Below are 14,537 nucleotides of genomic sequence, written 5' to 3'. Positions count from 1 at the left end.
TTAATAATAAAAATATTATGCTTTTAACTTTAGGGAGAACAATCAAAAGTGGGTGGGTCAATTTTTTGCGTAATGGTTATTTGAGTGTGGCGGCGGTTAGTGTGATGCTTCTTTCACTTTTCACGGTCAGCTCGCTTTTCATTATTGTCCTCACGGCGAACAATGTTCTTGAAAATATGCAGGAGAAGGTTAACGTCAGCGTTTTTTTTAAGGCTAGTGTTTCGGAAGATTCCATCTTGAAGGCTAAACAAGATCTGGGAAATTTTAGTGAGATTAAATCAGTGGAATATGTGACGAAAGAGCAAGCGTTGGAAAATTTCAAGAAAAATAGTGCCAACGAGCCGACAATTTTGCAGTCCTTGGATGAGATTGGGGACAATCCTTTGCTTTCGTATCTAGTCATCCAAGCCAATGATCCTAATCAATATGAACTAGTTGGTCAATATCTGCAAAATGCTTCCTTTAAGGATGATATCAGTCGGATCAATTATGGCAAAAACAAAGAGGTAATTGATCGCTTGAATTCCATTGTAGCAGAGGTGCGCAAAATTGGTCTGGGCGTGGCGGGACTTTTTTCACTAATCTCGCTCCTGATCATTTCTAACACAGTGCGGATTACAATTTACACTCATCGCAAAGAAGTGGAAGTGATGCGCTTGGTCGGTGCTTCCAATACCTATATCCGCCTGCCGTTCATTTTCGAAGGTATCATCTATGGTTTTGTTGCTTCAGTCATTTCGATGCTTTTGCTTTTTGTCGTGCTCAAATCCGCGCAAGGCTTTACAAATCATCTCATTCCTAGTGTCAGTATGCTTTCCCTCTATTATTCTAATTTCGCCCTAATTTTTGGCATGCAAGTTTTAGTCGGAGCATTTTTGGGAACGCTCAGTAGCTGGTTTGCGATTCGAAAATATTTGAAAATTTAGGTATTTGACAAGTTTGAAAAAGGGGTCATCGGGGACGTTCTCGGTGGCCTTTTCTTTTTTGACGAGAGCGGGAAAGAGGGGTAAAATAGAAGAGTTACATACTTGTTTTCTTTCTTGTGTCATCCCTGCCTACCGGCAGGCAGGCTCGCGAAGGCAGGGATCCAGACACCTCAGGTTTCAAGCAAAAGAAAAACAGAATTTACTGGTTAGTAAAGGGAAGTTAGAGGATTCATAATTTGATTGTTCGTAATTTATAACTAGTGGAGCCTGGATTCCCGCCTTCGCGGGAATGACACGGTAAAAAATGAAACTCATGAAAATCATCTTAGGTATTGCGGGAGAAATTGCCAGTGGCAAAGGCACGATAGCCAAACATATCACAGAGACGCATAACGGCAGTGCGCATCGCTTTTCAACATCGTTGCGAGATGTGGCGCGTCGGATGCATCTGGAAGAAAGTCGGGAAAATTTGCAAAAAATTTCCACACTTTTTCGGGATAATTTTGACGGTGACATTTTGTCTCGCGTAGTTTGTCATGATGTGGAAGCGGATGTGCATCAAGTGATCGTGATTGATGGCGTGCGCCGGATGGCAGACATCAAATATCTCAAAAGCCTCCCGGGTTTTAAGCTGGTCTATATCGAAGCGGACTTGGACACTCGTTATCATCGCATTACTAAGCGGAGAGAAAACAGTGATGACGCCCAAAAAACCTATGCGGAGTTTGTCGCTGACAATGAAAAAGAAGCTGAATCACAGATTAAAGATTTGAAAAATTATGCCGATTTCGTGGTTAATAATGAAAGCACATTTTTGGAGTTATATCATCAAGTGGATAAAATTATCGAAGATTTAAAGAAATAATTTTCTGGGGGACTGGATTAATCGGCTAATCAAAGAGACTATGCGTAAAATGAAAAAGAAAGAAAAGGGAACTGAAAAGGAAAAAATCGTTCAACCCAAGGGACTATTCGGCGGTAAGTGCATCTTGGATCCCGAGGAATTGGAAGCGGCTATTAGCCATTGCAAGGGACTAGGAATGAAAATCGTTCTCACGATGGGATCTTGGGATATGGTGCATATCGGACACGCTAGATATTTTATGGAAGCGAAAAAGCACGGGGATATTTTAGTGGTCGGAGTGGATGATGATAAGAAAATTAGGATCAGAAAGGGACCAGATCGCCCAATTGTACCGCAAAATGAAAGAATGGAAATGGTGGCGCATTTGCGCTATGTCGATTTGGTTGTTCTGAAACCACATAACGCTCCAAAGTGGCAAATGACAAAAATGGTGAAGCCGGATGTTCTTATCGCCACCCAAGAAACTTATAATAAAAAACAATTGGAAGAATTAAATGAATTTTGTGGAAAAATAGTCGTGCTTGAGCCACAAGCAACTACTTCCACTAGCGCCAAAATTCGCCGCTTGCAAATTTCAACTGCCAAGAAATTAGAGGAAAAATTGACGCCACGGATTCTTGAAGCAATTGAACGGTCCTTAAGTGAAATCAAGGAAGAGAAAAAGAAAAAGGATCCTACAAAAGAGTAATAAACTAAAAATATGGACACGGAAAATAAAAAATTAAAGAAAATAATCATCGCCTACGTCCCAGTGCTTCACGCGGGTTATTTGCGTTTTTTTGAAAAATATAAAGATGCCCAGCTCTATATTTTTGGGTCAGAGTTGATTTCAAAATTTGATTACCTTTACAAAGAAATTCGCGCTCTTGATCCAAAAAAGATGCAAAAAGCGGTTGAGTCTCTAGGGGTTTTTGACGAAGTGCGAGTTTTGGACGAAAAAAAGCTAGAGCAGTTCCAGAAGGAAGAAGTGGAAATTATCATGCCTAACGAGGATATTATGCGCACCCTTGCTAAGGAATATTTTTCCGATAAAAAAGTGATTTTTGATGCAATTTTTTTACGTTGGGATAAACACAATACTGTGCGGGAATTTCCCGTCAATCCTGACATAAAAATTTCACAAGCTAAGTTTGACAAGCAACTGATGCTTTTGGCTAATGATGCGTCGAAAGAGAGTTCGGACTGGTGGCGCAGAGTTGGTAGCGTCGTTGTGAAAGACGGAGAAATAATTCTTTCTGCTTGTAATCATCATGTTCCGTCAGAACATATGCCATTTGTGAACGGAGATCCGCGCAGTGGCTTTCATAAGGGCATGCATCTCGATCTTTCAACGGCCATTCACGCTGAAGCGGCAGTTATTGCAGAAGCGGCCAGACAGGGGATTAGTCTTGAGGGGGCAAGCATCTATGTGACCCACTTTCCTTGCCCGCCGTGCGCCAAGTCAATCGCCTACAGCGGAATCAAAAAACTTTATTACAACATCGGCTATGGAGTTCTCGATGGAGAAAGCATCTTGAAAGAAAAAGGGGTGGAAATAATCTTGGTTGATATGGAATTGCCACAAGAAAAAGATTTGGGGAATGTGGCGTATGAAAAATAGAACCTTCTAAAAAAATGGCCCCCAAGTATCCTTGGGGGTGGTGGTTGCTATTGATATAGCGTTAAGCTTATTGGACTGATGCCGATTTTGCCGGTTTGCATAGAAAGACAACACTTTCCGTTATTTCTTCTACGTTGTCTTCTCCACCGTCTACACGCTTCCAGAACATTCGTCCTGCCTCACAGATCAAAGTGAAAACCGCTGAGCTTTGTTTGGTCAAAAAAATTCCTTCGGGCATGACATCGAAAAACGCCAAATCTTTTCTTTCCAGGCGATGATCGCTTGCGGGGTGGAATTGTAAATCGGACAACAACTCCCTTTCCTCTTTACCTGGCATCTGGATTATCACGGCGTTTCCTTTGACGAAGGCCTCAAAAAAAGTACCAATGTTTTCGGCGGTGTCCTCGCCTAGAAGTTTCAGGGCGGTGAGTTTTTGGGGGTTTAATCCGAGATAATACCCGAGTTCATCACGCGTCAGCAGGGCCAACGGTGTTGCCATCTCAAATGCACGTTTCATGGATCATCCTCGCTTTTTTGTAAGTGTTTTTTATTTAAAAAAATTTTCGGCTCTTTCCTTTCGGCGAGCCACGGCTTCCAGTGAGTTATCCTTGAACAAGGTTTCGTAGACAGGGCTGCCGGTTCCATCTGGTGCCACGAGCATCTTAAAATAATGCTTGTCCGGAACGGAACTTGCGTTGCAGTTGAGACCATTAACGCGATGGATAATACTGCATCCTTGAATCTCCCAATGCCAGTTGTCAAGCAGCCAGATTTCTGCCTGAATCAATTGGAAGGCCTCTTCTTTTGTTAATTCTCTCCTGGAAACGTGTTTGACGGTGTGAATGATGAACATATCCCTGGAGGGTTTTTCAAAAACGTTGTACCTGATCTTTACGAGTCCCAGATTTATGATCAAGGGACTTTCCTGGTCATGATCGGACTTGCACCAGGGGCATTCTGCCGACAGGGTTGCTGCGAGTTGTTTTTTTGAGCGGATCGTTGATAAATCAACTCCTTTGGGCACATTTTCTTTCTTCATGTCGTGTCTCCTTCGTAGATGTTTTTGACCAATATAATCGGATTCACATTTGAATCCTTCTCGGGTTAAAAACCGACAAACTAAAAATATGATAAACTCTTCAATCAACATGAATCTATTGACGAATTGAGCGTATATTTCTTAATGAACTTTATGCTGTAGGATAGCGGATATTCATCCTTTTGTCAACCAAAAACACCCTGCATGGCAGGGTGCTTTGAAAAATCGAGTTTACTTTAGGAGCTTTTTGTAGCCTAATTTTACTTTCAATTTGTCATATTCTGCGTCAGTTCCCTTGGCATTGCCGACGAGCAGTTGGACATGATAGTGATCGACACTTCCGCCAGTGTATTCGCTTTTGCCAAAGCGCACGAAAAATGAGCCCCCCTCCATTTCATATTCCTTCTCTGCCCAACCAATCAGCTCAAAAAGTTCCTTGGCCGCTTCCGGGTCAATTTCGGAGGTGAGGTTAGTGTGTTTTTTATAGAAAAACATGAGGTGCACTCTTGTGCCTTCATAGGGGCTCATATTCTCTGAAACATACCACCACTTGCCTTCCTTGAGAATTGGCTTGGGATGATATTTAAGCAGATATTCTGGGCAAAATGGACAAACGCCATCTTCCACAATTTTTTTCATCAGCTCAATCTGTTCTGGGGTTCTGGCATGATTGAAATCCAGGTAACCCTTTTTTTCTTTTTCCGTATATTTTTTGCTGGCCATATATTTTTCTTAAATATTTTATATCGCGACAGGAATGCCTTTGATGCCCGGATGTGGGTTATAATCAGAAAGTTCGAAATCTTCTCGGCGAAAATCGAATAAATTTGTTTTTTCTGTATTGATTTTCATTGTCGGGAGTGGTCGTGATTCGCGCTCAAGCATTTTTTCTACCGCAAAAATTTGATCAACAAAGATATGGGCGTCAGAGATGGTGTGGACATATTCATAGGCCTCAGTGCCCGTGACGTGAGCCAGCATCATTGTGAGGGCGGCATATTGCACCATATTAGACGGCACACCAATTGGCGTGTCTCCTGAGCGTTGCATCATGTGCAGGGTGAGCTTATTATTAACAATGCGGATATTGATCCAGCCATGGCATGGGCAAACGACTACTTTTTGGGTCTTGCCTTTTCCTCGTCCTGTGTATTGCGGGATCCAGGGAGAGATAAAATGCGTTCGCAGTTGTGGTTCTTCTTTAATTTGTTCAACGATATGTTGAAATTGATTGAAAGGCGTTCCTTCGCTCGTAGGAAAATCATGAAATGCGGCGCCATATGAGCCTGGTCCTAAATCTCCCGTGGGGAGACCGCGCTTGGAGCATTTTTTTTCTGTACACCACATATCCCACCAGTAACAACCATATTTTTCCAATTCTTCGACAGTCCGAGCGCCGTTAATGAAACCACAAATCTCGCCAATCGCTTGTTGCCAGATTGTGACCGGGAGTGTGGCCATTGTTGGGTTCATATTGCGTTCGGTTATCACTGGGAAGCCATTTTCTAGCTTAAAGCGCATCGGAATTGAGCCAATTCTGGTTAGGGCGTTAGTGCCTTGCTGAGAAATTGCTTCTACACCGTTTTCCAAAACATCCCGGAGCATATTTTTATATTGCTCATCTGGCGTTCTTTCCGCGAAGGGCTTCATGGGCACAATGTCACTAAATGTTGGCATATATTGAAGTTAAATATTTAACAAGTTTACTGGCTAGTCCAAATGTGCTAGTATATGGATTATACATAATCTTTAAGTTGAATGCAATGCAAAGGGATATCGATTTTTTGTTTGAAGTGGGACGGATGAGATTTATGCAAAGGGCTTGGCAGCGGTTTTTTTTGACCAAAGTAGCTAACGACACGGAGCATACCTTTCGGGTAATGTGGCTGGCCCTTCTCATCGCCAAGAAAGAAAAAAGGGGTAACCATGAACGGATAATGAAACTGGCACTTTCCCATGATATTTCCGAAAGCCGGTCGATGGATGTGGACTATATGTCGCGACAATATGTCAAAAGAAATGAAGAACAAGCAGTCCAGGACACGCTCGCTGGGACTACTTTTGAAAAAGAATTCATGGAACTGTTCAAAGAAATGGAAAAAAGAGAAACGATTGAAGCAAAAATTGTCAAAGACGCAGATAATCTAGACATAGATTTGGAGCTGATGGAGCAAAAAGATGCTAATGAAAAAATCTTTCAATCAAAAGTAGGGGGGCGAAAGAAAGTGATTCCTCCGAAATTGTTTACAAATACTGCTAAAAAAATCTTTAAGGAAATTTATCTTAGTGATGTAAATAGTTGGCATGCAAATTCGAAGCAGAATAGATATCGATCAAGTGATTGGAATAAATAACAAATTTAAAGTAGAATTTTATTTATGAAAGTAATAATGATGATGGCGATGACATTGGATGGCAAAATTGCCAAGTCCAGCGATCATTTTCCTGATTGGACAAGCAGAGAGGATAAAAAATTATTTCAAAAAGCTTCCAAAGAAGCCGGTGTTGTAATCATGGGGGATAAGACTTTTTTCACTTTTCCTTCTCCGCTGAAAGAGCGTTTGAATGTGGTTTTCACTTTGGAAGAAAACCCAAAAACAATTGAAGGCGTGAAGTGGGTCAAGGGCGAGCCAGAAGCGGTTATTGGAGAGTTGGAAGGCTTGGGATATGAGTCGGCGATTCTTGGCGGTGGCGCTTTTATCAACGGGCTTTTCTTGGAGCGTAAATTAATCGATGAAATCTGGATTACAATTGAGCCAAAAATATTTGGCGATGGACTCTCGCTGTTTAAGGGTGATTTTGATGCAGAGTTGAAGCTAAATAGCATTGAGAAGATCAATACTAACTCCGTGGTCTTGAAATACAGCGTTTTATATTAAAAGAAACTTTTTGGCCAGAATTGATTTATCCGTAGTTTTCAGTTAGTATGAAAAAAGTTGATCAGTAATAAATTTTGATTATATGAGTAAATACACCCCCGTCATCGGCATGGAAATCCATGTGGAACTGAAAACTAAATCTAAGATGTTTTGTACGTGCAAAAACGGACTCGGATTGGAAACCGAGCCAAATATCAACATTTGTCCAGTTTGCACGGCGCAACCCGGGACGCTTCCTGTGCCGAATCGCCAAGCGATTGAGTTTGTGCAATTGGCTGGGTTGGCTTTGAATTGTCAGTTGCGATTAGACTCTAAATTTGACCGTAAGAACTATTTCTATCCCGATATTCCCAAGGGCTATCAAATTTCTCAATATGACCAGCCATTTTGCGAAGCAGGGCATCTGGATGTCTTGGGGAAGAAAATCGGAGTGACACGAATTCATTTGGAAGAAGACACGGGAAAATTGGTTCATCCCAAAGGCGTGAATTATTCTTTGGTTGATTTTAATCGCGCGGGTGTGCCACTTATGGAGCTTGTGACGGAACCGGACATCGAAACTGCCGAAGAGGCGCGCGTGTTTTGCCAGAAGTTGCAACAGATCTGTCGGTATCTCAAGATTTCGGACGCGGATATGGAAAAGGGGCATATGCGTTGCGAAGTTAATTTATCTTTATACAAAGCAGGTGAAGAAAAACTGTCCGGGACGAAAGTGGAAGTGAAAAACATCAACTCGTTCAAATTTGTGGAAAAAGCGATTGCTTATGAGATCCAGCGACAGACGGAAGCGTTGGAAAAAGGCGAGAAGATTGTCCAGGAAACCCGCGGTTGGGATTCTAATCGTAATATGACAATTTCTCAACGCAAGAAAGAATCGGCGCATGACTATCGCTATTTTCCTGAACCGGATATCCCGCCATTTCAATTTGATGCAGGATACGCAAAGGAGCTGAAAAGAAAATTGTCGGAATTGCCTGATCAGAAAGTGAAGCGTTTCAAGGAGGAATATGCTCTCGCCGATGATGCAATTTTAGTCCTTACGACTGATCCGGCTCTCGCAGATTATTTTGAAAATGTCGTTAGTGAAATTAAGGAGAAAATTGATTGCAAAGAATTTTCCGTTACGCTCGAAAAATGCTTGGCACTTTCCGCTAACTATATTGTCGGAGAGTTGCGAAAGCATCTGATGACTAACGGCGAAGGAATAGAAAATTTGAAAATTACGCCGGAAAATTATGCCGAACTGATTGCTATTATCGGCGAAGGCAAGATCAGTTCTTCCGGAGCGCAAACAGTCCTGGCGGAAATGTATGCAACTGGCGGTGATCCATCGCAAATAATTGAGGCGAAAAATTTGATCCAAATGAGCGATGCAGGCGAGCTGGAAAATATCGTCGACGCAGTCCTTGCAAAAAATGAAAAATCTGTCGCAGACTTCAAAGCGGGAAAAGAAAACGCACTGAAATTTTTAGTTGGGCAAGTGATGGCGGTGTCTAAAGGCAAAGCTAATCCGCAAGTGGCGGAAGAGCTGTTGCGGAAGAAGTTGTGAGCGAGAAATTTGATGTTGTTTTGTCGCTGTGTCATTCCCGCGAAGGCGGGAATCCAGGTTCCTTCAGTAATAGAATCTAGAAATTCGAATTACAAGTGCAATCAATTCTATATTTTAGTAAGTCTCGAATTTTAATAGTTGGTTTTTCCCTATATTAAGCCTGAGGTGCCTGGATTCCCGCCTTTGCGGGAATGACACGTATAAACTTTTCTACTTTTTTTTCAATCTCACTATACTTCTCAAGCCAAATAATTCTCTCATCTTTCCCGAACCACGTCATCTGGCGCTTAGCATAATCTTTTTCAGAAAAATAGACTTTGGAAAACAGCTCCTCTTTCGGGAGTTGTTTTTGTAAGAATTTGGCAATCCAAAGATAACCCAGGCCGAAACTTTCCATTTTTTTCCAGCTGATTTTTTGCTCACTGTGCAATCTTTCCACTTCTTCAATCATCCCTTCCCCGAATCTTTGCTTCAGTCTTTTTTCAATGTTTTTGTGCAGTTTTTTCTTGGGCAAGGAAATTCCGATTTGCAGGAAATCATGAAACCGATGCGAATCTGCCTTGCCTACCGGCAGGCAGGCGAATTTATCCGAATCTACGAAATTGCGAATTTGTGAATTAGTTCGCAGATTCGCATTTGTTTCGTTGTTTCGTATCGGTAATGGTACCTTGCCTAATGTCTTGCAGATTTCAATCGCTCGGATTAGGCGGACAGGATTTTTAGCATCAATATTTCTCGCGCGAACCGGATCGAGTTTTTTGAGCATCACAAAAAGTTGCTCTGCAGATTTTTTACCTAATTCTTCTCGCAGTTTCCAGTCCGGTTTTACTTCAGGATAAATCACATCATCGACCAAAGCTTTGATCCAAAAACCGGTGCCGCCACAGAGGATGGGAACTTTTCCGCGTTTCAAAATATCGGCAATTATTTTTTCTGCATATTTTTTGAACTGCGCTGCGCTGAAATTAGTTTTTGGACCAACAACGTCGAGCATATGATGCTTGGCGAGTGCTTGCTCCGCTTTTGTGACTTTTCCCGTTCCAATATCCATCCCACGATAAATCTGTCGGCTGTCTACCGAAATGATTTCCCCATTAAATTTCTGGGCGAGTTTAATCGCAACGGAAGATTTTCCGGAGGAGGTGGGGCCAAGAATGACAATTATTTTATTATTTCCTACTTTTCCAGCAAACGAGCTTCTAGATTCCATATATTAGCCTTAGTGATCTTAACTTTTACAAATTTCTCAGTTAGGTTTTTTTGGTCGGTGATTATTTTGACATCTTTTCCTGAACGAGTGCGTCCGAAATAAAATCCATTTTTTTCTGAGTCTACCAAAACTTCCAAAATTTTACCGACATATTTTTTATTCTTGGCAAAAGTCGTACGAGCCAAAATTTCATTCAAATATTTTTCACGGCGGGATTTTTCTTGTTTTGAAACACTATCTTTCAATTTCCAAGCGACTGTGCCGGGGCGGGGAGAGAATTGGCCGAAATAGACCAAGTCGTATTTTACCTTTTCCATAATCCTTGCCGTTTCGAGAAAATCTTTTTTGGTTTCGCCAGGAAAACCGACAATAATATCTGACGTGATGGAATAGGGCGCATCGGGTTTGAACTTTTTGAAAGCAGTGCGAATTTTTTTGATTAAACCTAAATAGTGTTGGGCGGTATATTTGCGGTTCATGGCAGCAAGAATCTTATCTGATCCAGCTTGGATCGGCAGATGAATGTGTTCGCAAACCTTTTTTGATTTAGCAATCGTCTCAATGAGTTCATCAGAAAAATCTTTCGGATGCGACGACATAAACCGGATCCAAAAATGCCCGGGGATTTTTTCGATTTTTCGAAGCAGTTTAGGAAAGGTTATTGTATTATTGTCATTCCTGCGCAGGCGGGAATCTAGTGTAGAAACCACATTAGCTTCTAGGGCTTCGGATTTAGAGCGCGATGAGTAATTGTATGAGTTAACATTCTGCCCCAAAAGCGTTATTTCTCTGCAACCGTTTTTGATGAGAGTTTTTATCTCGTTGATTATTTCTTCAGCTGGCCTTGAAACTTCTCGTCCTCGAGCATATGGCACGACGCAATAGGAGCAGAAATTGTTACAGCCGGTCATTACCGGCACAAGCGCTTGGTGCTTGTTGGTATGCTTGGGTAGAGTGGAAAGATAGTTTATATTTTTATCGCGCTGAAGAGCATCTTTTTGTGCTAAAATTTCTAATTTCGAATTTCTAACCTGCCTGCCGGTAGGCAAGGTTTCTAAACAATTTCTAATGATCCAATTTTCCAATTTTATAAAATCTTTAATTTCACAAAACAAATCAACCTTATCTTTTAATCTTTCCTGAACATCCTTGCGATTGGCGAGACAGCCAGTGAGAATAATTTTTATTTTTGGTCGTGATTTTCGTAAGGTATGAATAATGCTGTAGGCTCTATTTTCCGCGGCTTGGCGGATTCCGCAGGTGTTGAAAATAACTAAATCTGCCTCGTTAATATTTTTTGCTAATTTAAGCCCCCTCTCCTTACTAAGGAGAGGGTTGGGGTGAGGTCTTTCCAAGAGGCCGGCGATTCTTTCAGAATCCGAGATGTTCATTTGACAGCCGAAGGTTTTGATAAAATAGGTTTTTGGTGGCATTATTTCTTTTCTTCAATTTCCTTTTTCACATTCTCCAAAAACTCGTCAACCTTCAAAATCTCCTGCTTCTTTTCTTCTCCACGTTTGCGAACTGCAACCGATCCGTCGGTCATTTCTTTTTCTCCTACAACCAAGATGTAGGGGATTTTTTGTTTTTCCGCCAGGCGGATGCGTTTGCCGAGGGATTCGTTAGAATCGTCGATGGAGGCGCGGACATTAGATGCAATGAATTGCGTCCCGATAGATTTAGCATAGTCATTGAATTTTTCAGAGATCGGGATGATCATAACTTGGACGGGAGAGAGCCAAGTTGGGAACGCGCCGGCATAGTGTTCGATGAGGATGCCCATAAAACGTTCGACTGCGCCATAGATGACTCGATGAAGCATGACTGGACGGTGTTCTTTTCCATCTTCTCCGATGTAGGTCAGTTCGAATCTTTCCGGCATGGAAAAATCCAGCTGGATCGTTCCGCATTGCCAGGTGCGACCGATGGCATCTTTGATGTGAAAATCAATTTTTGGTCCATAGAAAGCACCATCGCCAGGATTTAATTTATAATCTGCTTTTATCTCCGCCAGCGCTTCTTTCAGGGAATTTTCCGCTGTTTTCCACATCTCATCGGTGCCAGTCGAGTTTTCCGGACGGGTGGAGAGTTCCATGTGATAAGAAAGGCCAAAGGTTCCATAGATCCTATCGATGAGGCCGATCAACTTTTTAATCTCGTCCTTGATCTGATTTTCCATACAATAGATGTGCGCGTCATCCTGACGAAACATTCTCACACGGAAAAGGCCGTTCAAAGTTCCGGAAAGTTCATGGCGATGGACCAGCCCGATTTCTGCCAGTTTGAGGGGAAATTCTTTGTAGCTGTGCAGGTCGGATTTATAGACCAAAATTCCTCCCGGGCAGTTCATCGGTTTTACTGCATAATCAGCATCATCAATTTTGGTAAAATACATATTATCTTTGTAGTGATCCCAATGTCCGCTTTTTTCCCACAGAGCCTTGTTCAAGATGATTGGAGTGCTTATCTCCTGGTAACCTTCTTTTGTGTGCTCTTCCTTCCAATATCCGATCAATTCATTCCAAATCAACATGCCCTTGGGATGGATAAATGGAAAACCTGGTCCTTCTGGATGTGTGGAAAACAGTCTTAACTCTTTGCCGAGCTTGACGTGATTTCTTTTTTCCGCTTCTTCAATCATATGCAGATAATCTTTCAATTCAGATTTATTGGAAAAGGCGACGCCATATATCCGTTGCAGTTGTTTATTTTTCTCATCCCCGCGCCAATAGGCGCCGGAAATTTTTGTTAGTTTAAATCCGTCGGCCGGAATTTCGCCGGTGGAATCTAAGTGTGGTCCCGAGCAAAGATCAACGAAAGGGCCGGACTTATAGACCGAAACATTTTCATTGCCCGCTTTGGCTAAGTCATTGATCAATTCGACTTTATAGAATTGCCCCAATTTTTCAAAATCCGCTCTTGCCTCCGCAATCGAAATTTCTGCTCGCTCAAATGGATGATTGGCCTTGATGATGGCGCGCATCTTTTCTTCTAGAATTTCTAAATCTTCGGGAATAAGAGTTCTTGGCAGATCGAAATCATAGTAAAATCCATTTTCGATGGCTGGACCGATGGCAAATTTTGCCTCAGGAAACATTTCCAAAACCGCCGCCGCCAAGACATGGGAAGTCGAGTGGCGCAATATTTCTATTTTTTCGTTCTTTTGTTCGGTTGACATATGATTTGTTTAGTGTTATTAATAATTATTCTTGTACTGACTTAGTTTTTTTGAAAAAATAATCTGTTTATCAATAAAAGAGGGAGGTGTTAGTATGGCGACGATAATTCCAGTTGGGATTCTTTTTAAAGGGGGAGAAATGGAATTACCCTCTGGCGTTGAATGGATGTGTCCGCGTTGTGGTGAAGTAGAGTCTCGCGGAGGTGCCTATGAAACTTTCCACGTGGTTCAGATGGGTGATTCTGGGGAACCAATTCGGATCGTCCTGAAGGGTGTTTGCATAAAGTGTGGTGAGGATAACTTACCACCCGCGCCCTATCTCCATTGTTAAACAAAAAACCCGTCTCAAAGTCTGTTTTCAGAAAAGCCTATCATGGCCTTTCTAAACTTAAAAACAGATGCTTGAGACGGGTTGCTTTTATTTCTAAAAGTAATCTCCGCGGTTCCACTCAATTTCCCCGCCCAAGGCGGGACACTTTAGTTAAGCTGTTTTGCCAGCTTTTGGCAGAAACTCGGTGGTTGGTGAGTCCACGTCAACGCTTCATCGGATTTTTGTGTCTTTAGTATAATGCTTTACGGTAAAATCGTCAAATATGCTTGGCTATTGACAAGCAAATGAAAAGTCGCTAATATAGTTAAAGACATTACAAAACTAAATATTAGTCCAAATAGAGGGAAATCTAGACTGCAAGAACTTGGACCATCTCTTTTTCTCGAAGGGTAATCACTAAAAGCTAAAATGCTTTTGGTTTTGACGCTTTGAGAAATTCCGTCTATTTTTTTATGCTTAGTTTTATGTCCAACAATATCTTATGGCACAAGACAAAGAAGTAGTAAAATTAGAAGGTGTGGTCGTTGAGCTTTTGCCCAGCGCGACTTTCAAAGTTAAGCTGCCTAATAATCATGAAATTCTGGCCTATATCTCAGGCAAGATGCGCGTGAACTATATCCGACTTATCCCAGGCGATCGCGTGCTAGTCGAAATGAGTCCCTATGATCTGACTAAAGGTCGAGTCGTTCAACGGCTTAAATAAAAATTTGAAAATACTCCTCCTTCGTTCTGAGGGTACTCAGAACTACGGCGTGACGAGCTCGCTGGTGAAAATTTTAAAGGTTTTACTAGCTAAAGAGAGTAAGAGTTTATTTTAGGATTAATAATACAAACTATGAAAGTCAAAGCATCTGTGAGAAAAATTTGTGATAAGTGCAAGACCGTCAAAAGAAAAGGCGTGCTTTTTGTGATTTGTTCTAATCCCAAGCATAAACAACGCCAGGGTTAAGCAAACTTTTA

The 14,537-nt window shown here is 41.7% G+C and carries 17 protein-coding genes; 10 read left to right on the top strand and 7 right to left on the bottom strand.

Annotation, left to right across the window (positions count from 1 at the left end; all coding sequences use genetic code 11):
• The first annotated feature begins 17 nt into the window (after window positions 1–17).
• The 4 genes from WC848_03610 to WC848_03595 all read left to right on the top strand — a co-directional run bounded on the left by WC848_03610 (window position 18) and on the right by WC848_03595 (window position 3,391).
• Window positions 18–926: a permease-like cell division protein FtsX gene (locus tag WC848_03610; protein MFA5961740.1), complete on the top strand. Its 909-nt coding sequence runs from the start codon at window positions 18–20 to the stop codon at window positions 924–926.
• A 304-nt stretch (window positions 927–1,230) separates the two neighbouring features.
• A complete protein-coding gene (locus WC848_03605; GenBank protein ID MFA5961739.1) occupies window positions 1,231–1,791 on the top strand; it encodes an AAA family ATPase in 561 nt (186 codons plus the stop codon).
• Window positions 1,792–1,831: 40 nt separating this feature from the next.
• Complete coding sequence (locus WC848_03600) at window positions 1,832–2,479, top strand: adenylyltransferase/cytidyltransferase family protein (GenBank protein ID MFA5961738.1); 648 nt, start codon at window positions 1,832–1,834, stop codon at window positions 2,477–2,479.
• A gap of 12 nt (window positions 2,480–2,491) precedes the next feature.
• Window positions 2,492–3,391 carry a deaminase gene (locus WC848_03595; GenBank protein MFA5961737.1) on the top strand — a complete coding sequence of 300 codons (900 nt, stop codon included), beginning with the start codon at window positions 2,492–2,494 and terminating at the stop codon, window positions 3,389–3,391.
• Window positions 3,392–3,458: 67 nt separating this feature from the next.
• On the opposite strand, the gene WC848_03590 is transcribed toward WC848_03595, so the two are convergent.
• The 4 genes from WC848_03590 to thyA form a co-directional block, all read right to left on the bottom strand.
• Window positions 3,459–3,890, bottom strand: coding sequence for a hypothetical protein (locus tag WC848_03590; GenBank protein ID MFA5961736.1), 432 nt, complete (start codon window positions 3,888–3,890; stop codon window positions 3,459–3,461).
• Between the two features lie 48 nt (window positions 3,891–3,938).
• On the bottom strand, window positions 3,939–4,415 hold the full coding sequence (locus tag WC848_03585; GenBank protein MFA5961735.1) for a hypothetical protein: 477 nt from the start codon (window positions 4,413–4,415) through the stop codon (window positions 3,939–3,941).
• A 246-nt stretch (window positions 4,416–4,661) separates the two neighbouring features.
• Complete coding sequence (locus WC848_03580) at window positions 4,662–5,153, bottom strand: hypothetical protein (GenBank protein ID MFA5961734.1); 492 nt, start codon at window positions 5,151–5,153, stop codon at window positions 4,662–4,664.
• An 18-nt stretch (window positions 5,154–5,171) separates the two neighbouring features.
• Window positions 5,172–6,107 carry a thymidylate synthase gene (thyA, locus tag WC848_03575; GenBank protein ID MFA5961733.1) on the bottom strand — a complete coding sequence of 312 codons (936 nt, stop codon included), beginning with the start codon at window positions 6,105–6,107 and terminating at the stop codon, window positions 5,172–5,174.
• A gap of 86 nt (window positions 6,108–6,193) precedes the next feature.
• On the opposite strand from thyA, the gene WC848_03570 reads away from it, so the two are divergent.
• The 3 genes from WC848_03570 (at window position 6,194) to gatB (ending at window position 8,858) form a co-directional block, all read left to right on the top strand.
• Window positions 6,194–6,784, top strand: a complete 591-nt coding sequence (locus tag WC848_03570; protein MFA5961732.1) for an HD domain-containing protein — start codon at window positions 6,194–6,196, stop codon at window positions 6,782–6,784.
• 24 nt (window positions 6,785–6,808) lie between these two features.
• Window positions 6,809–7,309, top strand: a complete 501-nt coding sequence (locus WC848_03565; protein MFA5961731.1) for a dihydrofolate reductase family protein — start codon at window positions 6,809–6,811, stop codon at window positions 7,307–7,309.
• Between the two features lie 82 nt (window positions 7,310–7,391).
• Window positions 7,392–8,858 (top strand): Asp-tRNA(Asn)/Glu-tRNA(Gln) amidotransferase subunit GatB, encoded by a 1,467-nt coding sequence (gatB, locus tag WC848_03560; GenBank protein ID MFA5961730.1) that lies wholly within the window; start codon window positions 7,392–7,394, stop codon window positions 8,856–8,858.
• A gap of 154 nt (window positions 8,859–9,012) precedes the next feature.
• Here the strand turns inward: gatB and miaA are convergent, their stop codons facing one another.
• From miaA to thrS, 3 genes are read right to left on the bottom strand one after another with little or no spacing between them, the layout of a single operon-like run.
• Window positions 9,013–10,068 carry a tRNA (adenosine(37)-N6)-dimethylallyltransferase MiaA gene (miaA, locus tag WC848_03555; GenBank protein MFA5961729.1) on the bottom strand — a complete coding sequence of 352 codons (1,056 nt, stop codon included), beginning with the start codon at window positions 10,066–10,068 and terminating at the stop codon, window positions 9,013–9,015.
• A complete protein-coding gene (gene miaB, locus WC848_03550; protein MFA5961728.1) occupies window positions 10,035–11,501 on the bottom strand; it encodes a tRNA (N6-isopentenyl adenosine(37)-C2)-methylthiotransferase MiaB in 1,467 nt (488 codons plus the stop codon). The genes miaA and miaB overlap by 34 nt, the downstream gene beginning before the upstream one ends.
• Window positions 11,501–13,246, bottom strand: a complete 1,746-nt coding sequence (gene thrS / locus WC848_03545; protein MFA5961727.1) for a threonine--tRNA ligase — start codon at window positions 13,244–13,246, stop codon at window positions 11,501–11,503. The genes miaB and thrS overlap by 1 nt, the downstream gene beginning before the upstream one ends.
• A 94-nt stretch (window positions 13,247–13,340) precedes the next feature.
• On the opposite strand from thrS, the gene WC848_03540 reads away from it, so the two are divergent.
• From WC848_03540 to rpmJ, 3 genes are all read left to right on the top strand, one after another.
• Window positions 13,341–13,577: a hypothetical protein gene (locus WC848_03540; protein ID MFA5961726.1), complete on the top strand. Its 237-nt coding sequence runs from the start codon at window positions 13,341–13,343 to the stop codon at window positions 13,575–13,577.
• 481 nt (window positions 13,578–14,058) lie between these two features.
• Complete coding sequence (infA, locus tag WC848_03535; GenBank protein ID MFA5961725.1) at window positions 14,059–14,280, top strand: translation initiation factor IF-1; 222 nt, start codon at window positions 14,059–14,061, stop codon at window positions 14,278–14,280.
• 132 nt (window positions 14,281–14,412) lie between these two features.
• Complete coding sequence (gene rpmJ, locus WC848_03530; GenBank protein MFA5961724.1) at window positions 14,413–14,526, top strand: 50S ribosomal protein L36; 114 nt, start codon at window positions 14,413–14,415, stop codon at window positions 14,524–14,526.
• Window positions 14,527–14,537 lie beyond the last annotated feature (11 nt).

This window comes from Parcubacteria group bacterium (assembly GCA_041659505.1).
Taxonomy (GTDB): Bacteria; Patescibacteriota; Minisyncoccia; order Moranbacterales; family UBA2206; genus UBA9630.
Note: the sequence above shows the minus strand (reverse complement) of the source record. Positions and strands in the feature narration are given on the sequence as shown.

What these genes read in the sequence shown, in the direction of transcription:
- WC848_03610 (MFA5961740.1), top strand. Translation starts at nt 18, where the DNA reads ATGCTTTTAACTTTAGGGAGAACAATCAAAAGTGGGTGGGTCAATTTT.
- WC848_03605 (MFA5961739.1), top strand. Translation starts at nt 1,231, where the DNA reads ATGAAACTCATGAAAATCATCTTAGGTATTGCGGGAGAAATTGCCAGT.
- WC848_03600 (MFA5961738.1), top strand. Translation starts at nt 1,832, where the DNA reads ATGCGTAAAATGAAAAAGAAAGAAAAGGGAACTGAAAAGGAAAAAATC.
- WC848_03595 (MFA5961737.1), top strand. Translation starts at nt 2,492, where the DNA reads ATGGACACGGAAAATAAAAAATTAAAGAAAATAATCATCGCCTACGTC.
- WC848_03590 (MFA5961736.1), bottom strand. Translation starts at nt 3,890, where the DNA reads ATGGCAACACCGTTGGCCCTGCTGACGCGTGATGAACTCGGGTATTAT.
- WC848_03580 (MFA5961734.1), bottom strand. Translation starts at nt 5,153, where the DNA reads ATGGCCAGCAAAAAATATACGGAAAAAGAAAAAAAGGGTTACCTGGAT.
- thyA (MFA5961733.1), bottom strand. Translation starts at nt 6,107, where the DNA reads ATGCCAACATTTAGTGACATTGTGCCCATGAAGCCCTTCGCGGAAAGA.
- WC848_03570 (MFA5961732.1), top strand. Translation starts at nt 6,194, where the DNA reads ATGCAAAGGGATATCGATTTTTTGTTTGAAGTGGGACGGATGAGATTT.
- WC848_03565 (MFA5961731.1), top strand. Translation starts at nt 6,809, where the DNA reads ATGAAAGTAATAATGATGATGGCGATGACATTGGATGGCAAAATTGCC.
- gatB (MFA5961730.1), top strand. Translation starts at nt 7,392, where the DNA reads ATGAGTAAATACACCCCCGTCATCGGCATGGAAATCCATGTGGAACTG.
- miaA (MFA5961729.1), bottom strand. Translation starts at nt 10,068, where the DNA reads ATGGAATCTAGAAGCTCGTTTGCTGGAAAAGTAGGAAATAATAAAATA.
- miaB (MFA5961728.1), bottom strand. Translation starts at nt 11,501, where the DNA reads ATGCCACCAAAAACCTATTTTATCAAAACCTTCGGCTGTCAAATGAAC.
- thrS (MFA5961727.1), bottom strand. Translation starts at nt 13,246, where the DNA reads ATGTCAACCGAACAAAAGAACGAAAAAATAGAAATATTGCGCCACTCG.
- WC848_03540 (MFA5961726.1), top strand. Translation starts at nt 13,341, where the DNA reads ATGGCGACGATAATTCCAGTTGGGATTCTTTTTAAAGGGGGAGAAATG.
- infA (MFA5961725.1), top strand. Translation starts at nt 14,059, where the DNA reads ATGGCACAAGACAAAGAAGTAGTAAAATTAGAAGGTGTGGTCGTTGAG.
- rpmJ (MFA5961724.1), top strand. Translation starts at nt 14,413, where the DNA reads ATGAAAGTCAAAGCATCTGTGAGAAAAATTTGTGATAAGTGCAAGACC.